Below are 24008 nucleotides of genomic sequence, written 5' to 3'. Positions count from 1 at the left end.
TTACAAAAGCCGTTTAGGAGACCACTATGAAAATTATTACCTGTATCAAACAAGTACCTGCCTCATCCAATGTCCAAGTAGACCCCATCACAGGTGTACTGATTAGGGATTCACAAAACGTTAAAATGAATCCGTTTGACCTATTTGGATTAGAAACTGCATTTCAAATCAAATCACGTGTACCCAATACATTGGTTCACGCCATCAGTATGGGGCCACAATCAGCCACTCAAGTGTTGAAAGAAGCATTGTACATGGGGGCAGATGAAGCCACACTATTGACCGATAGAAAATTTGCAGGAGCGGATGTGCTCGCAACCTCATATACCATCAGCCAATTGGTTAAACACATTCATGAATACGATATCGTCATTTGTGGCAAACAAACCACCGATGGTGATACAGCTCAAGTGGGACCTGAGATAGCAGAGTTCTTAGGTATACCACATGTGCCTTATGTCAAAGAACTCATTGAAGTAACCCCTGAATATGTCATTGTTAAGAGTGCCTATGACCAATATGAAGAAGTCGTAAAAGTTGAATTACCATGTCTATTAACCGTAGAAAAAGATGCAAATACGCCAAGATTGCCATCCTTTAGAAGATCGCTTTTATTCGATAACTACAAGATAAATTACGTTACATTTAAAGATTTAGAAGACCAAAATGAAAATCATTATGGTTTAAACGGTTCACCAACCCAGGTAGATGAGATTTTTTCACCAGATAAATCGATGCATTCTACCCGCTTTGAAGGTGACCCACAAACGCTATCTAATCAATTAGTAGAGATACTAAAAGATAAGCGTTTCTTATAGGAGGTTACCATGGGCTATATCAAAGTAGATAATTCCAAAGTCACGAAAGCGGTGGCTGATCAACTCAAACAAATTTGTCCATTCAATGCGTTCGAATATGTCGACGAATACTTATCCATCAATGCGAGCTGCCGCGTCTGTAAGCTTTGTGTGAAAAAGGGCCCGAAAGGGGTTTGTGAATTCATTGACGATTCGAGACCGAAAATCGATAAATCGTTATATAAAGGCATCGCTGTATTCATGGAACAACACCACAATGTGTGTCACCCGGTAGGTTTTGAACTTTTAGGAAAAGCCAAAGAAATCGCATCAAAAACACAAGAAAAAGTATATGCTATCGTCATCGGTAGTGATACCAAATCCATGGTAGATGCGTGTTTAAGCTATGGTGTAGACGATGTTTTTGTCTATGAAGATGCTTTATATGGCGAATTCAATGTCGAACGTTACACCCATGTGGTTGAAACGTTCTATAAAAAATATCAAAACAACGTGATTCTATTCGGTTCAACCCCATTGGGTAGAAGTTTCGCTCCAAGAGTAGCGGCGCGTTTAAGAACGGGGTTAACCGCGGATTGTACGATGCTAGATATCACTGAAGAAGGCGATCTTTTACAAATCAGACCTGCTTTTGGTGGAAATATCATGGCGAAAATCAATACACCGAATAACCGCCCACAACTCGCCACCATCCGATACAAAATGTTTAATCGTCCAGCCATCGTAGAACCGTTTGGACAAGTTCATTATGAATCGGTTTTAGACATTCCAAAATCATCCAAAATCACGTTGGTAGAAACCGTCCATAAACCACAAGCCAAAGATATTTCTGAATCGGAAATTATCATCGCGCTTGGTAGAGGGATTAAGAAACAAAAAGATTTGGAACTCATCGAACCGTTGAGAGCCTTACTAGGTGCAGATTTGGCTTGTACAAGACCATTGATTGAAAACGGGTGGTTTGACGCGAGACACCAAATTGGTCTATCGGGTCGAACTGTAAAACCCAAATTACTCATCAACATCGGCATCAGTGGATCGGTTCATTTCATCGAAGGGATGAAAGAATCTGAAACTATCATCACCATCAATCAAGACCCACGCTGCAAGCTATTTGACCATTCACATTATGCCATCTGTGGGGATTTATATCAGGTTGTACCAAAACTCAATGAACTATTAGAACAAATGGGGGTTATCAAACATGTTTAAGCAATTAGATCGTCACGACATCGAAGTTTTAACCAATATCGTCGGCGCTGAACACATCACCGTGGGTGGAGACATTGACCATGAATTTACGCACGATGAATTAAAAAATGTTTCTGGCAAACCAGAAGCCCATGTCTATGTATCCGACAAATATCAAGTTTCAAAAATCATGGCTTATGCCTATGAAAACAATTTGCCAGTCACCGTTCGTGGTGCTGGTACAGGGTTGGTTGGATCCTGTGTACCAGTTCATGGTGGTATTTTATTGAATACCTCTAAAATGAATCACATCATTGAATTAGACAATGTCAATTTGACTTTAACCGTTGAACCAGGGGTACTGTTGCTAGATATTTATGAAGCCGTAGAAAAAGAAAACTTATTTTACGCACCTGACCCAGGCGAAAAAACCGCGACCATCGGTGGTAATATTTCCACCAATGCAGGTGGTATGCGTGCCATCAAATATGGTGTTACGAGAGACTGGGTGAGGGGATTAGAAGTGGTTTTACCCAATGGTGAAATCATCCAAACCGGGGGGAAAGTCGTTAAAAACTCTACCGGTTACGGTCTAAAAGACCTCATCATTGGTTCTGAAGGTACCCTAGGCATCATCGTTTCCGCTACCTTAAAACTGATCTCTAAACCAAAGAAAACCGTTTCACTATTGGTGCCATTCCATAACCGTGAAGAAGCCATTAAAGCTGCACCTGTACTGATTAAGAACCATGTCACACCAACTGCAGTAGAATTCCTAGAAAAACAATCGTTACAGTACTCTGAAACTTTCTTAGGCAAGAAGATTCCACACAACAACTTCGAAGCATATTTATTGTTATCCTATGATGGTAATACCGATGCATCGGTTGAAAATGACATTAAGATTGCTTCTAACATGTGCTTGGAATTGGGTGCGATTGATGTGTTCTTAGTTGACACGGCTGAGCGTGCTAAATCCGTATGGACCGTTCGTGGTGGATTCCTTGAAGCCATCAAATCATCGACCGATGAGATTGATGAAATCGATGTTTGTTTACCACGATCTGCCGTCAGTGCATACTTGGCTTATGCGAGAGAAGTATCTGAACAACTCCATATTCGAATCCCCTATTTTGGACACATTGGGGATGGAAACCTGCACATCTATTTTTGTAAAGACGGGATGTCTCAATCCGATTGGGAATCCATTGTTCATAAAGGATTTAAACTCATGTATGATAAAGCCTTTGAAATGGGTGGTGTGGTCTCAGGTGAGCACGGCATAGGATATGCTAAAAAGGCTTATATGATTGACTTATTGGGAGATACACAAATCCAACTCATGAAAGGCATTAAACAGGTTTTTGACCCTAAAGGCATTCTAAATCCAAGTAAGGTCATTTAAACCATAGCCTATCAAGAATGATTTTGAATTAACAAAACCCCATCATTAAAAATGATGTAAAGCCCTTACATTTAGATACTTCTATGTTATAATTACTATGGTGATTCATCGATAGAAGTAGAGAATGGGGGTTTTATTTTTATGAGCATCATGTTAAATATGCTAAAAAACAAAGAAGAACTCAGTATGGCCGAAAAGGTTGTATTGGATTATCTTATTGAACATAAAGAAGACTTAAAAGATTTCGGGATTGAAAAGATTGCAGAAGCAGCCTATACCTCACCAGCCTCTGTCGTTAGAATGTGCAAAAAACTTGGATATCGTGGATTCAAGGATTTTAAAATCGACTTTATTTTAGCCAACGCGAAAGTTGAAATTCCTGAACATACCGAATATTCAGACGTCATTTTGACCAAGAAATTCAATACCGGTAAAGTCGCGATTGAAAATGATATTCGTGTCTTAGAAGATACCTTAAAACTATACAATGAAGATACCTATGAAAAAGCCGCTGAAATCATTATGAGTGCGAGAAAAATCCTCATTTTTGGTAAAGGATCTTCTTATATCGTTTGTAAAGATTTAGAAATGAAACTCAGACGTATCAATAAGTTTTGTATCGCTCAAGGCGAATCACATGACCAATTGGTAGACGCATCCTTCATCAATCAAAAAGACGTCATCATATTCATCAGTAACTCAGGTAAAACCAAAGAAATCATTTCATCCGCTTTGTTAGCGAAAGAAAATAAAGCGAAAATCATTGTGATTACGAAGTTAGGATCATCCATTTTAGCGGACTTAGGTGACATCGTCATTTATACCTCTTCATTGGAAGGGGAGTTTAGAAGTGCAGCGATGACATCGCGTATTTCACAGCTCGCTGTTGTGGACGCATTGTTCTCGCATTGTGCATATACAGACATTGACCGTTCCGTTAAAATGCTCGAAACCACCTATCAAACATTCAAACAATTTAAACGATAATAAAAGAGTATGCGTGATGCATACTTTTTTTCTCGTCTAAGGGATTTTTTTCCATTTTGAAAAAAACAACCAAAAGACAATGAAAGCGTTTCAATTACAAAGTAAAACCACTATAATGAATAGCGAAGATGGAGAAACAACCATGAAATTGTCAATTGGCTTAATGAGTGGGACCTCACTGGATGGCATCGATGTGGTCTTATGTGAAATAGATGGGTCTTTTATGGACACATCCGTTAGAGTCATTGCCCATCAATCCTATGAATTAGAACCAGGATTGGTTGAAAAAATTCAAGATACGATTCAACTTAAAACAAACGTTAGAGACATCACCAGTCTCAATTTTGAATTAGGATATGCCTTTTCTGACGCCATCAATCAGTTCTTAAAAACCCAAAACTTACAACCATCCAATATCGATTTTATCGCCTCACACGGCCAAACCATATACCATATACCGACCACATCCAAGGACCATGTTAAAAGCACCTTACAACTTGGCTTTGGTTCAATCATCGCTCAACTGACAGGCATCACTACCGTATCCAACTTTAGAGTTGCAGATATGGCCGTAGGTGGCCAAGGTGCGCCGTTGGTGCCTTATGCTGAATATGTCCTGTTCAGTCAAAAAGATAAGACCATCGCGATGCATAACCTCGGCGGGATATCGAATTTAACCTTGATGCCTAAAGGTCAAGATATCAACCAAGTCATCGCGTTTGATACGGGCCCAGCGAACATGATGATTGATTACGCAATGAAAAAACTGTTCAATGAACCCTACGATCGAAATGGCTATCATGCTTCTTTAGGGAAATTGATAGAACCCTTGTATGAAACACTCATGGCTCACCCATATCTCAAACAGGATTTTCCAAAATCCACTGGTAGAGAATTATTCGGCGATGATTATACGGCGCATTTGATTCAAACGTATAAAGACGAACATCCCAACGATATCGTGCACACCTTATCGATGTTTACGGTAAATAGTATTATTGAAAGCTATCGAAAGATGCTTAAAACACAACCCATTGATGAAATTGTTTTCTCAGGTGGTGGTGCATATAACCCATTCATCATCGAAAACATTCGAAAGGGTATATACCCCATCAAAGTATCTACATTAGAAGACCACGGCATGGATTCTAAATGTAAAGAAGCTGTCGCTTTTGTGATACTCGGCAATGAGACGTTAAATCGACACTTCAATCACATATTATCCGCAACCGGTGCGACCAAATTGGTCGTTCTAGGCGACATTAGTCCAGTCATTAAGTAGGAGAACACATGAAATTACATTTATATAAAAACCCATCTCAACCCATCGTTTACTATGGGACAACCCAGGTGGTAGAAGTATCCAATCAAATCCAATTGAAAAAACCATTTCGTGCGATGTGGGTATCGAATGTTGCGAACATCGATTTTCCTGTGTTGACCGATGTGTATGACTATCAACAAAAGATCATCACCATGTTGGATACAGCGAAAAACTTCCACTTGAATGCCATCTTTTATCAAGTGAGAACAACAAATGACGCTTTTTATACTTCACAGTTAAATCCCATCAGTCGATATTTAACTGGTCAAGAAGGTAAACAACCCCCATTTGACGTCTTGAAGTTTGTCATCGACGAAGCGAAAAAGCGAGACATTGAAGTCCATGCTTGGTGTAATCCATACCGTGTTTCACTGAATGGGTTAATTAAGAAAGATGATTACTTAAAAACGTGTGATTCCAATAACCTAGCGGTTCAAAGACCGGATTTAATCATCTTAAACAAAGAGGGTCAAATCATCTTAAACCCAGCCAAAGCGGAAGTTCGACAGCACATCATCGATTCGATGGTTGAAATCATCGAAAATTATGAAGTTGTTGGTATTCATTTTGACGATTATTTCTACCCTTATCAAGGGCTAGATGACATCGAAAATGATTTAAAAGATTATGAAGAAAGACCCGATAAAAACCAATCACTAGATGACTTTAGAAGACATCAAGTCACACTCGCCATCCAAGGTGTATATCACGCGATTAAGGCGGTAAAACCAAGTGTCCGATTTGGGGTTTCTCCATTTGGTATATGGCGAAATAGTGTTGAATCAGAACACGGTGCACATGTAAGCCCTAAAGCAACCCAATCGTATGACAATCAATACGCTGATGCCTATTTATGGGTTAAATCAGGTTACATCGATTACATCGTTCCACAACTCTACTGGGAGTTTGGACACCCACTAGCACCTTATGCAGATTTGGTTCGTTTTTGGGTCAAAACCTGTCAACATACCAACGTTGATTTATACCTTGGTCACGGGGCATATCGCCTTGGTAATGAAGGTGAATATGAAAATCCAGAAGAAGTATCGAATCAGTTGAAATACGCAAACCCATACAAAACCGTCAAAGGTCATGTATTTTTCACCTATAAAACATTTTTAAATCAAGACAAGAGCCGTCAAGGGATGGTCTCCTTACAACAAACATTGAAAGAGGTGGCTGAATGAAGCTATTAAAAACAACCATTATCGGCATTTGCTTGTTCCTGCTCGGAACGTTCCTATATGGTCAACAACAACCTAAAAAAGAAACCCCATCGATTTTTCAAACGACCGCTGCTGTACCCCTTAATGAGTATGAGGAAAAAGACTACGAACTCAGAGCAGTTTGGGTCGCTACAGCATGGAATTTAAACATCGGTACAGCCATTAATCGTACTGCGTTTGAAACCGAATATCGCGCACTTGTTGACCGAGTGAAATCCAAAAACATGAACGCGATTTTCTTCCAAACGCGTCCGATGAACGATGCGTGGTACGATTCCATGTATGCACCATTTTCAAAGTACATGTCAGGGACTGAAAACATCGATCCAGGCTGGGATGTCATGGCATTTATGATTGATTATGCCCATCAACAAGGGATCGAGTTTCACGCATGGATGAATCCTTATCGTGTCGTGACCACCTCATCATCCAAAACCACCGCATTAAATGCGCTAAGCACCAAGAATTTCGCGAGAATCAACCCACAGTTGGTCATCGCTGGGAATGCCGATTCGAACGGTAATTTCCCATATATACTAAATCCGGGTGAACCACAGGTCAAAGATTACATCGTCAATATCGTCGATGAAATCATGGACTTGTATGATATTGATGGTATTCATTATGACGACTATTTTTATCCTTATTCAGGCACACCAACCTCAGCCGATTCAACCACTTATGCTGCCAATAATCCGAATAATTTATCCCTAGAGGATTGGCGTCGTGAAAATGTCAATGACGCAGTAAGAATGACTTTTGACGCCGTTGAAGCCCATAATTTAGCCAATGGTAAAAACATTCGATTCGGTATTTCACCATTTGGTATTTGGAAAAATGGTGGCGAAGGATCGGATACCAATGGGATGCAATCCTATTATGCTCAATTCGCAGATTCTAGACGTTGGGTGAAAGAAGGTTGGGTACACTATATCAACCCTCAAGTATACTGGCAATTCACCACCGCAGCCGCACCATACGCGAACGTGGTGGACTGGTGGGTCGAACAAGTGCGTGGTACAGGCGTAGACCTCGTCATTGGACACTCGATATCCGCTGCTCAAAACTGGGGTAGTACAGAAATTCAAAACCAGTTGTTACACAATGCGCAATACCCAGAAATCATCGGGTCTGCCTTCTATAGCGCAGCCTATTTGAATACAACCAACGTGACCAATGTCGTGAATAATCTATGGACGACCATGCCATTTGGGACACTCGCAGAATCCAATGTTGCTTCCCCTGTGGTGATGTTTACAGGCACCAAACAAGGGGATGAATACCGAACCAATGTCACGATGAGCATCACATCACCGGACACAATTTATTATCGTTTGGATTATGGTACATGGACATTGTATACCACCCCTGTGACCTTTACGACACAAGGCACCTATGCCATTCACGTTAAAGCGGTCAACGCTTCTAATGAAGAATCACTCATTCAAGGACACACCCTCATCATCAATAAAATCAATACCGATGTTCCTGTAATTACCCCAACAGGTGACAAATCAGGTAATGATTATTTACCAGGCGTATCGGTATCGATCAACGCAAATAGTAGTAACCCAGTGTGGGTCGCGATCAACTTTGGCAGTGTCGGACCTTGGGTACTTTATACTGAACCTTTGGTATTAACCAACCCAGGCAACTATTTCATTCAAACCAAAACGATCAGCAGTGAAGGAGCAGAATCACCGGTTCAAACCTTATCTCTCAAAGTGGTCGTGCCATGTTATGCCCTACCAACTGCCTTATTTGCAGGTACTGGCAGCAATGATTTCTACCAAAGTGCTGTAATGAATTTAAATGGGGTAACCAACCTTCAATACAACATCAATGGTGGCACATGGACCGATTATAGTGCACCAGTAACTTTCGATGAAGAAGGCGATTATGTCATTGGTTATCGAAACAACGATGGTTGTAAAACAGCCACTTATAAGACCATTGTGATTGATCAAACCTTACCTAATGACCCTGCGATAGAAATCACAGGGACCAAAGAAGGTTTATACTACATCACAGAAGTGACAGCCGCTTTATCTGTAGAAGACGATTCTACCATTTATTACCGCTTACACGATGGATCAAATTGGACTTCATGGCAAGTCTATGTTGACCCATTTGAGTTTTACTTAAACAACTTATACACCTTAGAATATTACGCCATCGACGAAGCACTCAATGTATCTGAAACTTTAACCGAGCGCTTTAGGATGCAACTACCACCGGTAGAAGACAACTTATACGTCATTCGTGATGGCGAACCGGTCAATTATTATCAAACCAATACACCGATTGAGTTACCAACAACTTGGTCTGAAAAAGACAAAGAAGTGCGCGCTGTTTGGGTCGCAACTGTCTCTAACATCGACGTTCCGATGATGACGACGGAAGCGGCTTATAAAGCCCAATTGATTGCCATCATTGAACGTGTCAAAGCGGTTCATATGAATACCATTTTCTTCCAAGTAAGACCGATGAATGATGCGTTCTATTATTCAGAGTTCGCACCGATGTCTCGTTACATCAACGGTACTGAAGGCTTTGACCCTGGATTTGATGTCCTAGCGTTCATGGTTGAAGAAGGTCATAAACGCGGGATTGAAATCCATGCATGGCTCAATCCTTATCGTGTATCCACAGGTACCGATGACAAAATGACCCAATTGAACGCATTACACGAAGATAATTTTGCGAGAAAAAATCCAAACCTTGTCATCGCTGATAGCCAAGGTAAACTCATCTTAAACCCAGGCGAACCAGCGGTTAGAAATTACTTAAATCAAGTGGTGAATGAACTCGTCACCAAATACGCCATCGACGGCATCCATTTTGATGATTATTTCTATAGTTATTCAGGTATGAACAATGCGCAAGATGCGGAGACATTCCTATCGAATAATCCAAATGGATTGAGCCTAGCCGATTGGCGTAGAAATAATGTCGACCAAATGGTAGAAATGGTATTTGATACCGTTGAAGCTGAAAATATCGCTAAGCAGAAAAATATGAAATTTGGGATATCCCCATTTGGCATTTGGAAAAGCGGTGGGGATGGTTCAAATACCTCTTCTGGCGCATTACAAAGCTATTCAGCACAATTCGCAGACTCTAAAAAATGGGTAGAAGAAGGTTGGGTGCACTACATCATGCCACAGCTTTACTGGCAATTTGACCACAGTGCTGCACCGTATGCTGACTTGGTCGATTGGTGGGCAGAAATCACTGAAAATGCCGGTGTTGATCTCATCATCGGACATGGATTCTACCGTTACGCTGAAACCTCTAACAACTGGACCAATGAAAATGAATTTTTAGAACAACTCAGGTATGCTTCACAATACCCAAGTGTTAAAGGTCACGCATTGTTCTCTTTTAAAACCTTAAATAGTACAGACCCCGAAGTCGTTCAAGCATTGGAACGCATGGACAATTATTATTGGACTACCGATGTTCAAACCCATTGGTATAAAGCACCGGTCGATCCAGTTGACCCAGAACCAGAAGATCCTATTTGTGATAGCGATGAAACGTTGATTGATGGTAAATGTGTCGCTCAATCTGAACCGTTCTCGGAAGATCAAATGGTGTTGATAGGGGCTTCTGTGATAGGTACACTCGCGATTGGTGTCGTTATTTTCTTCGCCATCAAGAAAAAACCATGATAGAAACCATTAAAAACATTTTGGAGACAGGGGTCAACAAACAACATTTTCCTGGTGGACAGTTTTGTGTGATACGAAACGGTCAAATCCAGTGTGATTATGTTGGGTATAAAGCCTTGTATCCAAATAAAGTATTGAATCAAGGTCATGAAATATACGATGTGGCTTCGTTAACCAAAGTCATATCCACCAACACATTGATTTTTAAGTTGATTGAAACGGGTCGTTTGTCTTTGAACACACCCGTCCAATCGATTTTAGAAAACGTTGCTTATGGTGACATCACCATTTACGATTTACTCACCCATACGTCTGGGTTACCAGCGGACATCCGACGTGCCAACACCTTAAGAAACCCCGATGAAGTCTTGGAAAAAGTATTTCACTCAGAAAAAATATATGCCAAAGGGTCTCATGTGGTCTATTCTGATGTTGGATTCATACTACTGGGCAAAATCATTGAAACAATTCATCAAAAACCATTGGATGTTGTGGCGAGATTAGAAATCTTCGAACCACTACATATGATGGATTCGAGTTATCGACCATACCCAATCCGTTGTGCACCAACCGAACTTCGTGAAGATACTGTGTTTCAAGGGTATCTTCAAGGCCAAGTACACGATGAAAAATCATTCGCCATGCAAGGTCTAGCCGGTCATGCCGGGTTATTCTCAACCGCAAGTGATATCGCAAAATTCATTTTAGCGATGTTTAATCAAACGCATGTATTATCACCAAAAACGATTGAACAGCTCAATCAAATTCAAGTGGAAGCTACCGATTTATCCGATAACCCTAAAGCCAGAGCGTTGGGATTTGAGAAACCCAGTAAATCACATGTTTTATATCCTTTTAAAGACGAACTCATCATCCATACAGGATTTACTGGATGTAACTTGATGATCAACTTAAAACGTCAAGAAGGTTTTGTTTTACTAACCAATGCGGTTCATCCAAAGCGTGAAAACAATCACATCTTTGGCTATCGAGACGAGATATATCGTCTATTCATCAAACAATGGGAGGAACACAAATGAAATTTAAATGGATGGCCATCCTCATGTTGGCAAGCCTATTTGTGTTGACAGCCTGTGTAGATCAATCCTACACCTTGGATGTCAATCAAACCGCCGTGGTATTAACCGAAGGCGAGACATTTCAATTAGAAGTGGATACCAATGACAAATCAGGTCACTTGGTTGAAGGCTTTGACTCAACCATCATCAGCATCAGTGATACACGATTGATCACTGCCTTAAAAGCAGGGACGACTGTGATCACAGTGAAGTTAGGTTCAGACGCTTCGATTACAAAAGATATTACGGTCACTGTCTACAAATCCGTACAAATCGATTTGACTGCGACCAGTTTTGAAGTCATGGTCGGAAATACGTTACCGATATCCATAGAAGCGAACGATGACCTCACGTACACATCCAGTGATACCAACATATTCACAGTGAACGCAACCGGTGTCATCACCGGGGTTGCCATCGGATCTGCAACATTAACGATCCAAAGTGTTAACAACCCTTTGGTGAACAAAACCGTTGAAATCATTGTTTCAAAATACATCAATATTTCAGTCGATGCGTATGATTTGGCTCTATTGGTGGATGATGAAATCACCATTGATTTTGAAGCGTCAGAAGATGTTCAAATCACCTCATCTGATACCAGTATAGCCACCGTGAATTCAGTTGGATTAGTCAAAGCAAAAGCGGCTGGTACAACCACCATTCGCATCGCTTCCATCAGCAATCCAGACATCTATGAAGAAATCACGGTGATGGTCTACGTTATGCCTGAATCGATTACACTCAATGGTTCAGATGAACTCAATGTGAACCGATCACAAACCATTCAAGTGAACATATTACCATTGCTGGGTCACCCAGATATGGTTTTCAGCTCTAGCGATGAGTCCATCGCCTCCTTCAATGCGGAAAATGCATTGGTTGGTCATAAGGTTGGACAAGTCACCATTACTGTGACATCTCGATTTGATAACACAGTTAAGGCCACATTGGTGGTTAATGTCATTCACAATATCGTTGTCAATAATGTGTCAACAGCTACTGAAATCACCCATGAAGAACGCAACTATCAATTGAATGTGGACTATTTCAAGACAATTCAAGAGGCGCTAGACGCAGCAACCCCTGGCGCAACCATCTACGTTTTAGATGGGACTTATGATGAAGCATTAAACATTGAAACCCCAGTTACCTTGATGGGTTCATCAACAGCTTTATCAAAATCCATCCACATTTCGGCTGACGACGTCACCGTTAAAGGATTCAATTTCACCGGTGAAGCGGTCATCGAAAATGATGTCCCAGTGAAAAATTTGAAAATTCAACAAAATACATTTACACAATTGTCATCATCAGCCATCGTTTTGGACAATGTCGGGACCGTTGAAATTTCTAATAACACCTTCAACAATTTTGATTTTGACGCCATCAATATCGTCCATTTCCGTGGTGGGTTGTTATTAATCAAACAAAATACCATGACACAAGTCAACTACGGTGTTCGTGTTGAATCGGAAAACGAATTGATTTCTAACGCATCCATCGAAATGATTTGGAATACCATTTCAGACACGACAGAAGCGGTGCACGCGAATGTCTACAATACCAACGCGAACACCTTAAAAGCTTTCTTTAGATTCAATAAAGTATCCAATTCAACGATGAACGCATATCAATCCGAACAATCCAATGTCGATTTCACATTGAATTATTGGGGCAGTGAAACCCCAGTATTAAGTCAATTCTCCAATATTTCAGAACAACAATTGAGGGGTTTCTATAGCCAAGCGAACGCGGTGGTTCAAGAAGCCAATTATAACCCGCTCATCCCTGTTCAAATTGTCATCACCAACCCAATTGATGAAATGATGATTGGTGAACAATACAAAATCAGTTTTGAATTACTACCACTAGATATGCCTACCAATCGATTGGGGTGGATCACCTCTAATCCAAATGTAGCAACCGTTCAAAATGGGAATGTCAACGCAGTGAAGAGTGGTGAAGTGACCATCACATTGAGATCCACTGTGGATTTTAATGTTAAAGGTACAGTTACCTTCATCATCACAACCCACCCAGGGATTGAAATTTCAACAGACACACCGAAAAACGATTTATTGGTTGGAGAAACCTTCAAACTAAACGCCACACCGTTTCCATACGACTATTCGGATAAACCGATGTTATGGTCTTCATCAGATATTGAAAAAGCAACCGTGGATCAAACAGGTTTGGTGACAACTTTACAACCAGGTAAAGTGGTCATTCGTGTTGAACTTCAAGAAGATATGAATGTCTATCAAGAATATACGCTTCAAGTATATAGTGCTTTAAATGATGGCGATCTCATGGATTTATTAACCTTGTCCATGGTATCTTATAGCACCCCACATGAATGGTTGGTCTATGGTACAGGGTTCAACTATGTAGATTATAAATATGAATCTGTCTCTAGATACCTTTTCGATGGATTGTCCATAAATACCTCTAAATTATTACCAATATCATCAGGCATTCGTCCAGGGGTTAAAAAACCTGCCCATCCGGATGGTGTGCCTGTTTACAACTCAGATTATGTCTATTGGATCGTCGTTCATGAAACAGCCAACACCGCGCCAGGTGCGGGTGCATTGTCACACGCGAATTATTTATGGAATGCAGCACAAGCGGGAACTGTACTCAATACCTCATGGCATTTTACGATGGATGATAAAGCCTTGTATCAACATATCCCACTCGATGAAATTGCCTATCACGCAGGCGACGGGTCAACACTACCGACCAAAAACGGCATTTATTTTGGTGGCGGAAACCGCAACGGTATTGGTATTGAAACTTCAGTTGCACAAGATGGCGATAACTATCGTGTATGGCAAAGAACTGCCAAATTATCCGCACAATTGATGAAACAATACAATTTACCACTCACACAACTCGCGTATCACCAAGACTTCTCGGGCAAAATTTGTCCACAATCGATGATTCGTGGTGGATTGGTGCCATTGTTTGAAGAATTGGCAGAGTATGAATATAAAGTAGAACACTTACGTGGCAACGCCAACATCGAATTTGTCTCTGATTTCCCTGAGTATGTAGATCATACAGGTCGAGTCATTCAAATGCCGGATCGTGCAATGACCGTGAGCTACACCGTGACAATCACAGTGGATAATGTGTCTACATCACGTACGTTCTATACCTATTTACCTGGCACAGTTCATTAGTAGATTTTCAGGGATTTGAAAAAAAAAATCAAAAGCCGTAAGAATGGCCTGAAAATGTGACAAATCCCAAAATCTGCATTGACAGCGCTTACAATTGTTCATAAAATGAATCTAGAATAAACAAAGATTCACATAGGAGGAAAAATGAAAAAAGTATTGATGTTTCTAATGTTAGTCATGGGACTAGCGATTGCTCCATTTGGCATGAATGCCGCTGAGGGCGACCTTGTTGATCTATTTCCATATGATCAAGAAGCATGTTTACTAGCTGAGAATTCTTGTACTCAGTTAAAATTAGGTGATTCATTCTGGGATTTAGAATTCGGCGGTCACCGTTACCACTTCGTTAGAGGCGGCGTACGTTATGCCAAAGATTTCAACGATGCAAACTCAGACGGTTTCATCAGTGCAACCGAAATGAATTCATTGCAATACAATGCGTTCGCTTCGATGATCATCAATGACACAGATTCTCCAGTCATCCTTTCTACAGCAAATGGTAGAGCTGACTTAACATCTGTTGTTCAAAGAATTTGGACATACTTTGATGCTTCCGGTAAATTACAAATGGTTGAAGACCAAATCTTCACATATTACATTTTTAATGATGGCACACCTGAAGCACCAGATTGGCGTTTAGCAACTGCTGAAGAAAAAACAGCGTATGATGCAGCCGATCCAAAACCTGCAACCACAAGAGTATCACACGTTCGTATGAAAATTGATGCTACAGACGCTCAAGGCTATGTACTTGAACCGGTTAAATACATCGCTTGGACAAACGCTGACGTAGATACTACAACTGAATTAGATAAAGAAAAATGGTCTACAATCATCGTTGGTGACCCTAACTTTGTTACCATTCCTGCGGGCTGGACAACTGTAAGCTTTGGTACAAACGATAGAGGTTCTTTAAATGCTAAGACCACTGATTTTATCAAGACATTACCTGGATTATTAGCGAATGCTGCAACAGCAAATGCTGAAATCGTTTATACACACCAAGCACCTACTTTCGCTGGTATTACAGCGTTAGACGATGATAACACAACCGCTGGCGTTAATATCGTTGTTGATTATCAATCTGCCTTTGATCTTCCATTAACCGTTGAAGCGTCATGGGTCAATATGTTTGATGCACAAGACAAGATTCAAAACTTAACTGAAAAATTAGACTATCAAGTTGAAATTTGGAATGAAACAGGCGAAACCCTATTACAAACCATCGATTTCACTTGGGACGAAGTGAATAGCGTATACACCAAGAGTGCTGCAGTCACTGCAGTAGACTCCTCTGTATTTGGTGCTGGTTATAAAGCTAAATTCATCGCTGAAACCACACTTGGTGGCGAAACTGTGGTAGAAGCTGACATCGTTGTTGGTGTTATGCCTCCTAAATTTGCAGGCGTTGTCAACAGATTCTCTGACGAAGGTCAATATGTCAATGTTATGCAAGGCATCACAGCTGACGACGGTTACGGCAATGATATTACAAATACCATCCAAGTAACTTACCCAGCAGGATTTAACTTCTATGCACCTAAAGCAGGCGTATATCAAATCAACTTACAATTCACACACCATGTACATATCCCTGGTGTACCTGATCAACCTGCAACTGTAACATTTAAAGGCAGTACTTATAATGTTACAAAGACCAATGTTCAATTAACATCTATCGCGAACGATATTTCAGTTTGGACAGACGTAACCACATTCAAGACTTCCACATTCTCTTGGGGTTCTGCCGGTGTGATTATTGAAGTTGCTGGCGATGGTACAGTAATCAGAACCATCAACAGAAGAACTTGGGATTTAGTCGACGTTAATGGTACAAATACCCCTGCGAACGCATCCGGTATGTTTGATGCTTGGTTGGCTGGATTAACACTTGAAGAAAACGGTTATATCGTTGTCGTCGGTGTCAATAAAGCGACTGAATATGCATTAGCAAGAACCATCGTGTATGATGATCCAGTTTCTAAGACTGAATTTGTCGCTGGTATTCCTGATTTCGATACTGACATCGTGAAGACCGCTTCATACACATTAACCATCGATGATAAGACTGCACCTGAACTTGTCGTTGTCAATGAAAACTTCAAGTTTGAAGCTGGCGATTTCACCAGTGCAAACGAAGCCATTTTATCCAACGTAATCGCAATCGATAACCACGATGCAAGAGCAGATGTTGTTATCTATGTTTCACAAAATGGTGGTTTAAATGTCAATAACCCTGGTACTTATTCTGTTGAAGTTGTCGCAGAAGACCAAGCTGGTAATGCAAGCACAGTCACATTCAATGTGGTTGTCGTAGCTAAACCTGTTACACCAGAAATCGTTGACGAACAAATTGATGAAAAATTAGATGATAAAGAACAAGAAATCATCGATTATATCACTGAAAACACCTTAACACTTGAACAAATTCAAGACTTAATCGAAGGTAAAGAAGACCAAGTTGGTACCTCAATGGCAGCTACCATCGCCATCTCTCTAAGCTCTTCAGTGGTCGCTTTCGCAGCAGCATTCATCATCTTAAGAAAACGCCCATAATTTAAATAAGTAAACCATTGAAAGTTCCTTTATATAGGAACTTTCTTTTTTACGTGTGAAAATAATTTTTTTAATGCGAAAATAACACGGTTGTCGGAAAAATCGAAAGTAATACATAGTATAATGATAGTGTATAAAAGTGCTTACATATATGTAAGGGAACTTTTAAAAACAATGAAAAATCTCAATAGAGAAAGGGAGATAAAATGAGAAAAGTATTTTTAAGCATTTTACTTTTAGTCTTCGCTACCATGCTTGCGGCATGTGGCAACGGCGGTGGTGGCAACGAGCCAGCTACAGCGAGCATTAGTGGCGCGAATGACATCACAATCACAGTAGGAGATACCTTTAATCCACTGGATGGTGTCACTGCGACCGATTCTGTGGATGGGGCAATCACCAACATCCAAGTCACTGGAACAGTAAACACCAACGCACCAGCGGTTTATACACTCACATATAAAGTGACAGGTAGCGACGGTAAGGAAGTTACTGTTACCCGTAAAGTCACCGTACAAGGACAAGCGGTTGAACCAACCAAGATTGTCATCATGCACGGGGCACCCTATGAGGTGGACCCATTCCATGCAGAATATTCAGGTACTAGACAACAAGAACGTCAAGCACTTCAACGTCAAGTCGAAGCTGAACTCAATGTTATCGTTGAATACAAACCTTATCCTGCAAATGCACCGTGGGGACCAGACCGTGTCAACGCAATCATTCAATCATCCGTATCCAATAATCACTTAGCAGATATTTATTGGTCAACTTCGGACTGGATTCAAGCTTTAGCAAAAGCAGAAGCCATTGTACCAATCGATAAATATATGGCGACAACCGGTAGCAAGATCCATCAAAGCTACCAAAAAGTATCCATGTTCCAAGGTGAACTTTGGGCATTCAATGAAGGTAATTTAACCGTGGATTCTGGTCTATATTACAATGCAGATTTGGTAGCGAACCTTGGTGTCGCTAACCCAACACAATTGTATTTAGATGGTGAATGGACTTGGACACGTTTCGAAACCTGGGCTAAACAAGTGAAAACATTGATGGCCAATGGTCAAGAAGAAATGTACCCACTAGGGGGTATGCCATCCGCATACGCTGAATCGATGATCCCACTCAATGGTGGCACATTGATCAATAGTGTGACTCAAAGGGTTTCATTTGCACAAAACCCAGCATTACAAACTTATGATTTCTTAAATAGCTTATATACCCAAGGTTTATTTGAAACATCCCCACAATACGACGCTGGTTCGCCGTTATGGCAAGCAGGTAAAGTGGCAATGCATCCAGGTAATCTATGGTTCGTAACTGCACCTAACCGTTGGGGTGGTCTACCATTTGAACTTGGCTATGTACCATTCCCTAAAGCCGATGCATTTACCGGTGCTTATACCTCACCAGTCAGTGGTGTTGCTGTATATCATGTAGCATCCGGTATGTCTGCTGCTAAAGAAGCGTTGGTATTCCAAGTTTGGAATGAACTTCAATTATGGCGCACTGACGCTGAATTGAAATCTGACTTTGAATTAACCTTAATGACTAAGTTTGACAATGAAATTTATGTAGAAGCTTATCTTGAAGTTTATGACAAGGTTTATCTAGAACTCATTAATGCACTTGGTATCAGCGCTTATAGCGAACAAGGTTGGAGAAGAAACGTCAACCTTGCCGTTCGCGAAGGTAATGCTAGAACACTCATGGATGGTATCAAACCAACCTATGATGCAGCACTAGAAGCGTATTTCAATTCTTAAAAAAACAATGATAAAGCCCTCTCCTCGGTAGGGGAGAGGGCACCTTATTAAAGGGGTGTTATTTTGAAAAAAGGTTTAATCATTACACTATCAGCTGTGTTTTTGTTTTTAATCTACAGTTTACTTGATTATGCCTGGCTAGCCAATCGCCAGAGTCCATTGTCATACAATACAAGCCATGTGAATGTTACGGACTCCGAGCTCTATGGTCAAAATTCAGATTATTATCAATACAAATCCACTAAAGTTGAAAATTATCCAGCGATTACAACGATAGTAATCCCTGGTTCACAATACGATACGATGACCGGTAATCAACAAATACTTGGTAACTATCAAGGTTTATCGGATGTCTTACTCACCGAAGAAACAGGTACAGTCACTTATAAATTCAGTGTACCTGAGTCTGGTTTTTATCATGTTTTGGTTCAATACTACCCATATGAAGGAAAGTCAGCGAACATCGAAAGAAAGATTTTGATCAATGACACTATTCCTTTTATAGGGTTAGAGAATGTGGTTTTCCACCGCATTTGGGGCGCAAAAGAAGCGGTTAAAAAAGACATTTATGGGAATGATATTCGCCCATCACAAGTGGAAAAACCGCAGTGGCAACAAACTTACATTAAAGATGCTGTTGGTTATATTACAGAACCTTACGAGCTTTATTTCCAAGCAGGTTCAAATACCATCACCTTCGAATCGGTGAGAGAACCGATGGTCATTGGTCGATTAAACATCTCATCGGTAGTTGCGTTACCGACCTATGCAGATATGAAATCGATGTATGATTCGATGGGGTATACCCCAGCTGATCAAGCCAATCTCATCATTCAAGCAGAAGACCCAACGTATACAACCGCACCAACCCTATACCCACTCAATGACAGAACCAGCACCCTCACCATGATGTCTGATCCAAGCAAGATTATTTTAAACACCATTGGTGGAAACAACTGGCGTATCTCAGGGGATAAAATCAGTTGGTCATTTGAAGTAGAATCCGATGGGTTATATCAACTATCGATGCGTCTTAAACAAAAGATTGCAAGCGGGGTGAATGTCGGTAGAAACATTTATATCGATGGCGAGATTCCGTTTGCTGAACTTAGAAATTACGAATTTAAACACGCCAACGATTGGAGACTACAAACCTTAGGCACCAAATCCGAAGCTTATTTGTTCTATTTTGAAGCTGGAACCCATGAAATCACTTTGGAAGTATCCTTAGCTCAGTATGGGATTTTGATCGATGAAATTCAAAACTCAATCGCGAATCTCAATAAAATTTATCGTGAAATATTGGTCTATACAGGTCCAGAACCTGACCAATATCGTGATTATCAATTGACAGAGAGAATTCCTAACTTGGTCGGACGTTTACAAGACGAACGTACCACCTTAAGAAATGTTCGTAAAGCCTTAATAGCCATTTCGGGATCAACCTCTGAAAAAACGGGTATTCTCGACACGATGCTTTTACAACTCGATGATTTCATTAAAAAACCTAGAGAGATTCACCGTAAATTATCTGCATATAACTCAAACATTTCAGCGTTAGGGACATTGATTACTTTACTTGATGCTCAACCCCTTGAAATCGATTATTTTGTATTACACGAGCCAAATGCGAAACTGCCAAAGGCTAAAGCCAGCGTCATGGAAAGCATGTGGTACAGTGTTCGTGCCTTCTTCGCATCCTTCTTAACCGATTACTCAGCTGTAGGTAAAACAACCACAGGCAGCAGTGAAACCATTGAAGTATGGTTATCCATCGGTAAAGACCAAGCGAACATATTAAGAAAACTCATCGACGAATCGTTTACGCCTGAGTCTGGGATTCAAGTGGATTTGAAACTCGTCAATGGCGCAGTCCTATTACCGGCTACTTTATCCGGACGTGGTCCAGATGTCGCGATGGGTGTAGACCACAGTGTACCTGTGAACTACGCGATGCGTAATGCGGCTTACGATTTATCGAATTTCAGTGATTTTAATACCATCAGCGAACGCTTTATGGATAGTGCATTTACACCTTACGAATACAACAACGGTACTTATGCATTACCTGAACAACAAACGTTCTTGATGATGTTCTATCGAACCGATATTTTTGAAGAGATGGGTTTTGATGTTCCACAAACTTGGACCGATGTCATTCAATTGGTACCAGACCTTCAAAAACACAACTTAGAATTCTATTTACCAATTCCAGCGTCTGCTGGTAATGTTGCGAACCTACCTGCGAACCCTGTGTTCTCATCGATGTTCTATCAAAATGATGGGGCGTTCTATATCGATAACAACAGCCAATCAGGGTTTAACGAAGGTAAAGGTCCAGCTGTATTTGAAACTTGGACAAAGTTCTATACAGATTATTCATTCCCTGTAGAAGCCAACTTCATCAACCGTTTTAGAAGTGGACAAATGCCGATTGGTATCACCTATTACAATACTTACAATACCCTCGCGGTGTTCGCCCCTGAAATCAAAGGTAAGTGGAATTTCGTATCCATTCCAGGTACAGCTGACTTTGATGAACTTGGTAACCCAATCATCCGCAGAGAAACCGTATCCTCGGGTACAGGCGTCATGATTCTCGAACAATCGAAGAAGAAAGAAGCGTCATGGGACTACCTAAAATGGTGGACCTCGACAGAAACGCAAGTACGATTTGGACGCGAGATGGAAGGGATTTTAGGTGCAGCTGCACGTTACCCTACCGCGAATATCGACGCTGTAGCCCAATTGCCTTGGACGGTATCCGAATACAACAAACTCATGGATACATGGGTTTGGGTCAGAGGGATTCCTGAAGTACCAGGCGGATACATGACAGGTAGACACTTAGATAATGCATTACGATTGGTCATCAATGACAATGCGAATCCAAGAGAAACCCTGTATGATTACGTACAAATCATCAACGAAGAAATAACGAAGAAACGAAACGAATTCGGACTAGATTAAGGAGGTCTATTGTGCAACAAGCATTGAATCCAAAACCTAAATACACAAAACGACAACTCCTTAAAATGGAAATCAAAAAGCATAAACATCTGTACATTTTAATGGCACCGTATGCAATTCTATTTTTCACATTTACAGTGATCCCGGTGTTCATGTCGTTAGGCATCAGTTTTTCTTATTACAATTTATTAGAAACCCCAAGATTCATTGGGTTAGACAACTACTTGAAGTTGTTGTTATACGATGATGAATTTATCATCGCAATTAAAAATACGCTCATTTTAGCCGTCGTTACAGGACCGGTGAGTTACATGATGGCCTTTGTATTCGCATGGCTTATCAACGAACTTAGACCTAAAGTGAGAGCATTCATGACCTTAATCTTCTACGCACCATCCATTTCTGGTAATGCGTATTTGATGTGGCTCATCATTTTCTCTGGAGATATCCATGGTTACGCCAATGCATTCTTGATCCGTTATGGATTCATCGATAACCCCATTCTTTGGTTAAAAGATCCGGATTATATTATGATGGTTATCATCATTGTACAATTATGGTTATCGTTGGGGGTATCCTTCCTATCCTTCATCGCAGGGCTTCAAAGTGTAGATAAAACACTGTATGAAGCAGGGGCGATTGACGGGATTAGAAACCGTTGGCAAGAACTTTGGTACATCACCTTACCAAGCATGAAACCACAATTATTGTTCGGTGCCGTGATGCAAATTACCACCAGTTTGGCCATCGCTGAAGTATCGATGCAACTGGTTGGGTTCCCATCCGTTCAATATGCAGGGCACACGATTGTCACTCACTTGATTGACTACGGTTCAACCCGATTTGATTTGGGTTACGCCAGTGCGATCGCAACCATTTTATTCCTCATCATGATGAGCGCGAACTTATTCGTTCGTAGCTTCTTAAGAAAGTTGGGTGATTAAGATGGCGAAAAAATTAAGAATCAAAAAGAACCGTAAACTCAACCGTTCGTTAGGTGGCGATATTTTCCTAATGACATTACTCGCTTTGTTTGGAATCTTTAGTGCATACCCACTCATCATGACCGTGTCGAATGCCTTTAAACCACTCGATGAATTGTTCAAGTTTCCACCAACCTTATTACCTAGAAACATCACATTTGACAACTTTAGAGACTTATCTGAATTGATGGAAAACTCATGGATTCCATTCTCTAGATATTTCTTTAATACCATCTTCATCACATTAACCGGGACTGTAGGACACGTCATCATCGCTTCGATGGCAGCCTATCCACTCGCAAAATACAAATTTCCAGGGAAGACCATTTTCTTCACATTGGTTGTTTATTCCTTGATGTTTGCACCACAAGTTACCGCTACACCAAACTACATCATCATTTCATCGATTGGCTTAGTAGATACGCCATTCGCCATCATCTTACCGGCCATCGCATCATCCCTTGGGCTTTACCTCATGAAACAATTCATGACACAAATCCCGGATGAATTGATTGAGTCGGCGAAGATTGACGGTGCGAGTGAATACCGTATATTCTTCCAAATCGTGATGCCATTGGTTAAACCAGCTTGGTTAACCTTAGTCATCTTGTTATTCCAAAGACTATGGACAACCGATGGGGGTTCCTTCATCTTCTCTGAAGAGTTGAAACCTGTCTCGTATGCGTTAAGACAAATCGCCCAAGGGTCGATTGAACGTGCCGGTACCATTGCTGCGGTTGCTTTTGTTATGATGATTGTTCCAGTCACATTCTTTATGATTTCACAGTCTAGAATTGTTGAAACATTTAGCCATTCGGGCATGAAATAAGGAGGATAC

14 protein-coding genes are annotated in these 24008 nt (G+C 40.7%); all 14 read left to right on the top strand.

The annotated features are described in order from the left end of the window. The first annotated feature begins 26 nt into the window (after positions 1-26). The 14 genes from N7548_RS06695 (at position 27) to N7548_RS06630 (ending at position 23999) form a co-directional block, all read left to right on the top strand. Entirely contained in the window at positions 27-818 is a 792-nt protein-coding gene (locus N7548_RS06695; protein ID WP_263608700.1) for an electron transfer flavoprotein subunit beta/FixA family protein, read from the top strand. 9 nt (positions 819-827) lie between these two features. Next, positions 828-2030: an electron transfer flavoprotein subunit alpha/FixB family protein gene (locus tag N7548_RS06690; protein WP_263608699.1), complete on the top strand. Its 1203-nt coding sequence runs from the start codon at positions 828-830 to the stop codon at positions 2028-2030. After that, positions 2023-3414, top strand: coding sequence for an FAD-binding oxidoreductase (locus tag N7548_RS06685; RefSeq protein ID WP_263608698.1), 1392 nt, complete (start codon positions 2023-2025; stop codon positions 3412-3414). Before N7548_RS06690 ends, N7548_RS06685 begins: the two co-directional genes overlap by 8 nt. Positions 3415-3555: 141 nt before the next feature. After that, positions 3556-4401, top strand: a complete 846-nt coding sequence (locus N7548_RS06680) for a MurR/RpiR family transcriptional regulator (protein ID WP_263608697.1) — start codon at positions 3556-3558, stop codon at positions 4399-4401. A 142-nt stretch (positions 4402-4543) separates the two neighbouring features. Continuing rightward, positions 4544-5683, top strand: coding sequence for an anhydro-N-acetylmuramic acid kinase AnmK (gene anmK / locus N7548_RS06675; RefSeq protein WP_263608696.1), 1140 nt, complete (start codon positions 4544-4546; stop codon positions 5681-5683). An 8-nt stretch (positions 5684-5691) separates the two neighbouring features. After that, on the top strand, positions 5692-6912 hold the full coding sequence (locus N7548_RS06670) for a glycoside hydrolase family 10-like protein (RefSeq protein WP_263608695.1): 1221 nt from the start codon (positions 5692-5694) through the stop codon (positions 6910-6912). Further along, positions 6909-10625: a glycoside hydrolase family 10-like protein gene (locus tag N7548_RS06665; RefSeq protein ID WP_263608694.1), complete on the top strand. Its 3717-nt coding sequence runs from the start codon at positions 6909-6911 to the stop codon at positions 10623-10625. Before N7548_RS06670 ends, N7548_RS06665 begins: the two co-directional genes overlap by 4 nt. After that, positions 10622-11665: a serine hydrolase domain-containing protein gene (locus N7548_RS06660; protein ID WP_263608693.1), complete on the top strand. Its 1044-nt coding sequence runs from the start codon at positions 10622-10624 to the stop codon at positions 11663-11665. Before N7548_RS06665 ends, N7548_RS06660 begins: the two co-directional genes overlap by 4 nt. Next, positions 11662-14892, top strand: a complete 3231-nt coding sequence (locus N7548_RS06655; protein WP_263608692.1) for an Ig-like domain-containing protein — start codon at positions 11662-11664, stop codon at positions 14890-14892. Before N7548_RS06660 ends, N7548_RS06655 begins: the two co-directional genes overlap by 4 nt. A gap of 144 nt (positions 14893-15036) precedes the next feature. Continuing rightward, on the top strand, positions 15037-17448 hold the full coding sequence (locus N7548_RS06650; RefSeq protein ID WP_263608691.1) for a hypothetical protein: 2412 nt from the start codon (positions 15037-15039) through the stop codon (positions 17446-17448). Between the two features lie 206 nt (positions 17449-17654). Then, a complete protein-coding gene (locus N7548_RS06645) occupies positions 17655-19217 on the top strand; it encodes an immunoglobulin-like domain-containing protein (RefSeq protein ID WP_263608690.1) in 1563 nt (520 codons plus the stop codon). 63 nt (positions 19218-19280) lie between these two features. Next, the gene (locus N7548_RS06640; protein ID WP_263608689.1) at positions 19281-22187 is read left to right on the top strand and encodes an extracellular solute-binding protein; all 2907 of its coding nucleotides are present in this window, start codon (positions 19281-19283) and stop codon (positions 22185-22187) included. Positions 22188-22252: 65 nt separating this feature from the next. Further along, entirely contained in the window at positions 22253-23131 is an 879-nt protein-coding gene (locus tag N7548_RS06635) for a carbohydrate ABC transporter permease (protein WP_303645812.1), read from the top strand. A gap of 1 nt (position 23132) precedes the next feature. Next, positions 23133-23999, top strand: coding sequence for a carbohydrate ABC transporter permease (locus tag N7548_RS06630; protein WP_263608686.1), 867 nt, complete (start codon positions 23133-23135; stop codon positions 23997-23999). Positions 24000-24008 lie beyond the last annotated feature (9 nt).

This window comes from Paracholeplasma manati (assembly GCF_025742995.1).
GTDB lineage: Bacteria > Bacillota_I > Bacilli_A > Acholeplasmatales > UBA5453 > Paracholeplasma > Paracholeplasma manati.
This window is presented reverse-complemented; position numbering and strand designations above follow the sequence as displayed.

Coding starts and splice junctions, on each gene's coding strand:
- N7548_RS06670 (WP_263608695.1), top strand. CDS start 5,692: ATGAAATTACATTTATATAAAAACCCATCTCAACCCATCGTTTACTAT.
- anmK (WP_263608696.1), top strand. CDS start 4,544: ATGAAATTGTCAATTGGCTTAATGAGTGGGACCTCACTGGATGGCATC.
- N7548_RS06630 (WP_263608686.1), top strand. CDS start 23,133: ATGGCGAAAAAATTAAGAATCAAAAAGAACCGTAAACTCAACCGTTCG.
- N7548_RS06650 (WP_263608691.1), top strand. CDS start 15,037: ATGAAAAAAGTATTGATGTTTCTAATGTTAGTCATGGGACTAGCGATT.
- N7548_RS06680 (WP_263608697.1), top strand. CDS start 3,556: ATGAGCATCATGTTAAATATGCTAAAAAACAAAGAAGAACTCAGTATG.
- N7548_RS06645 (WP_263608690.1), top strand. CDS start 17,655: ATGAGAAAAGTATTTTTAAGCATTTTACTTTTAGTCTTCGCTACCATG.
- N7548_RS06660 (WP_263608693.1), top strand. CDS start 10,622: ATGATAGAAACCATTAAAAACATTTTGGAGACAGGGGTCAACAAACAA.
- N7548_RS06665 (WP_263608694.1), top strand. CDS start 6,909: ATGAAGCTATTAAAAACAACCATTATCGGCATTTGCTTGTTCCTGCTC.
- N7548_RS06690 (WP_263608699.1), top strand. CDS start 828: ATGGGCTATATCAAAGTAGATAATTCCAAAGTCACGAAAGCGGTGGCT.
- N7548_RS06685 (WP_263608698.1), top strand. CDS start 2,023: ATGTTTAAGCAATTAGATCGTCACGACATCGAAGTTTTAACCAATATC.
- N7548_RS06655 (WP_263608692.1), top strand. CDS start 11,662: ATGAAATTTAAATGGATGGCCATCCTCATGTTGGCAAGCCTATTTGTG.
- N7548_RS06695 (WP_263608700.1), top strand. CDS start 27: ATGAAAATTATTACCTGTATCAAACAAGTACCTGCCTCATCCAATGTC.
- N7548_RS06635 (WP_303645812.1), top strand. CDS start 22,253: ATGGAAATCAAAAAGCATAAACATCTGTACATTTTAATGGCACCGTAT.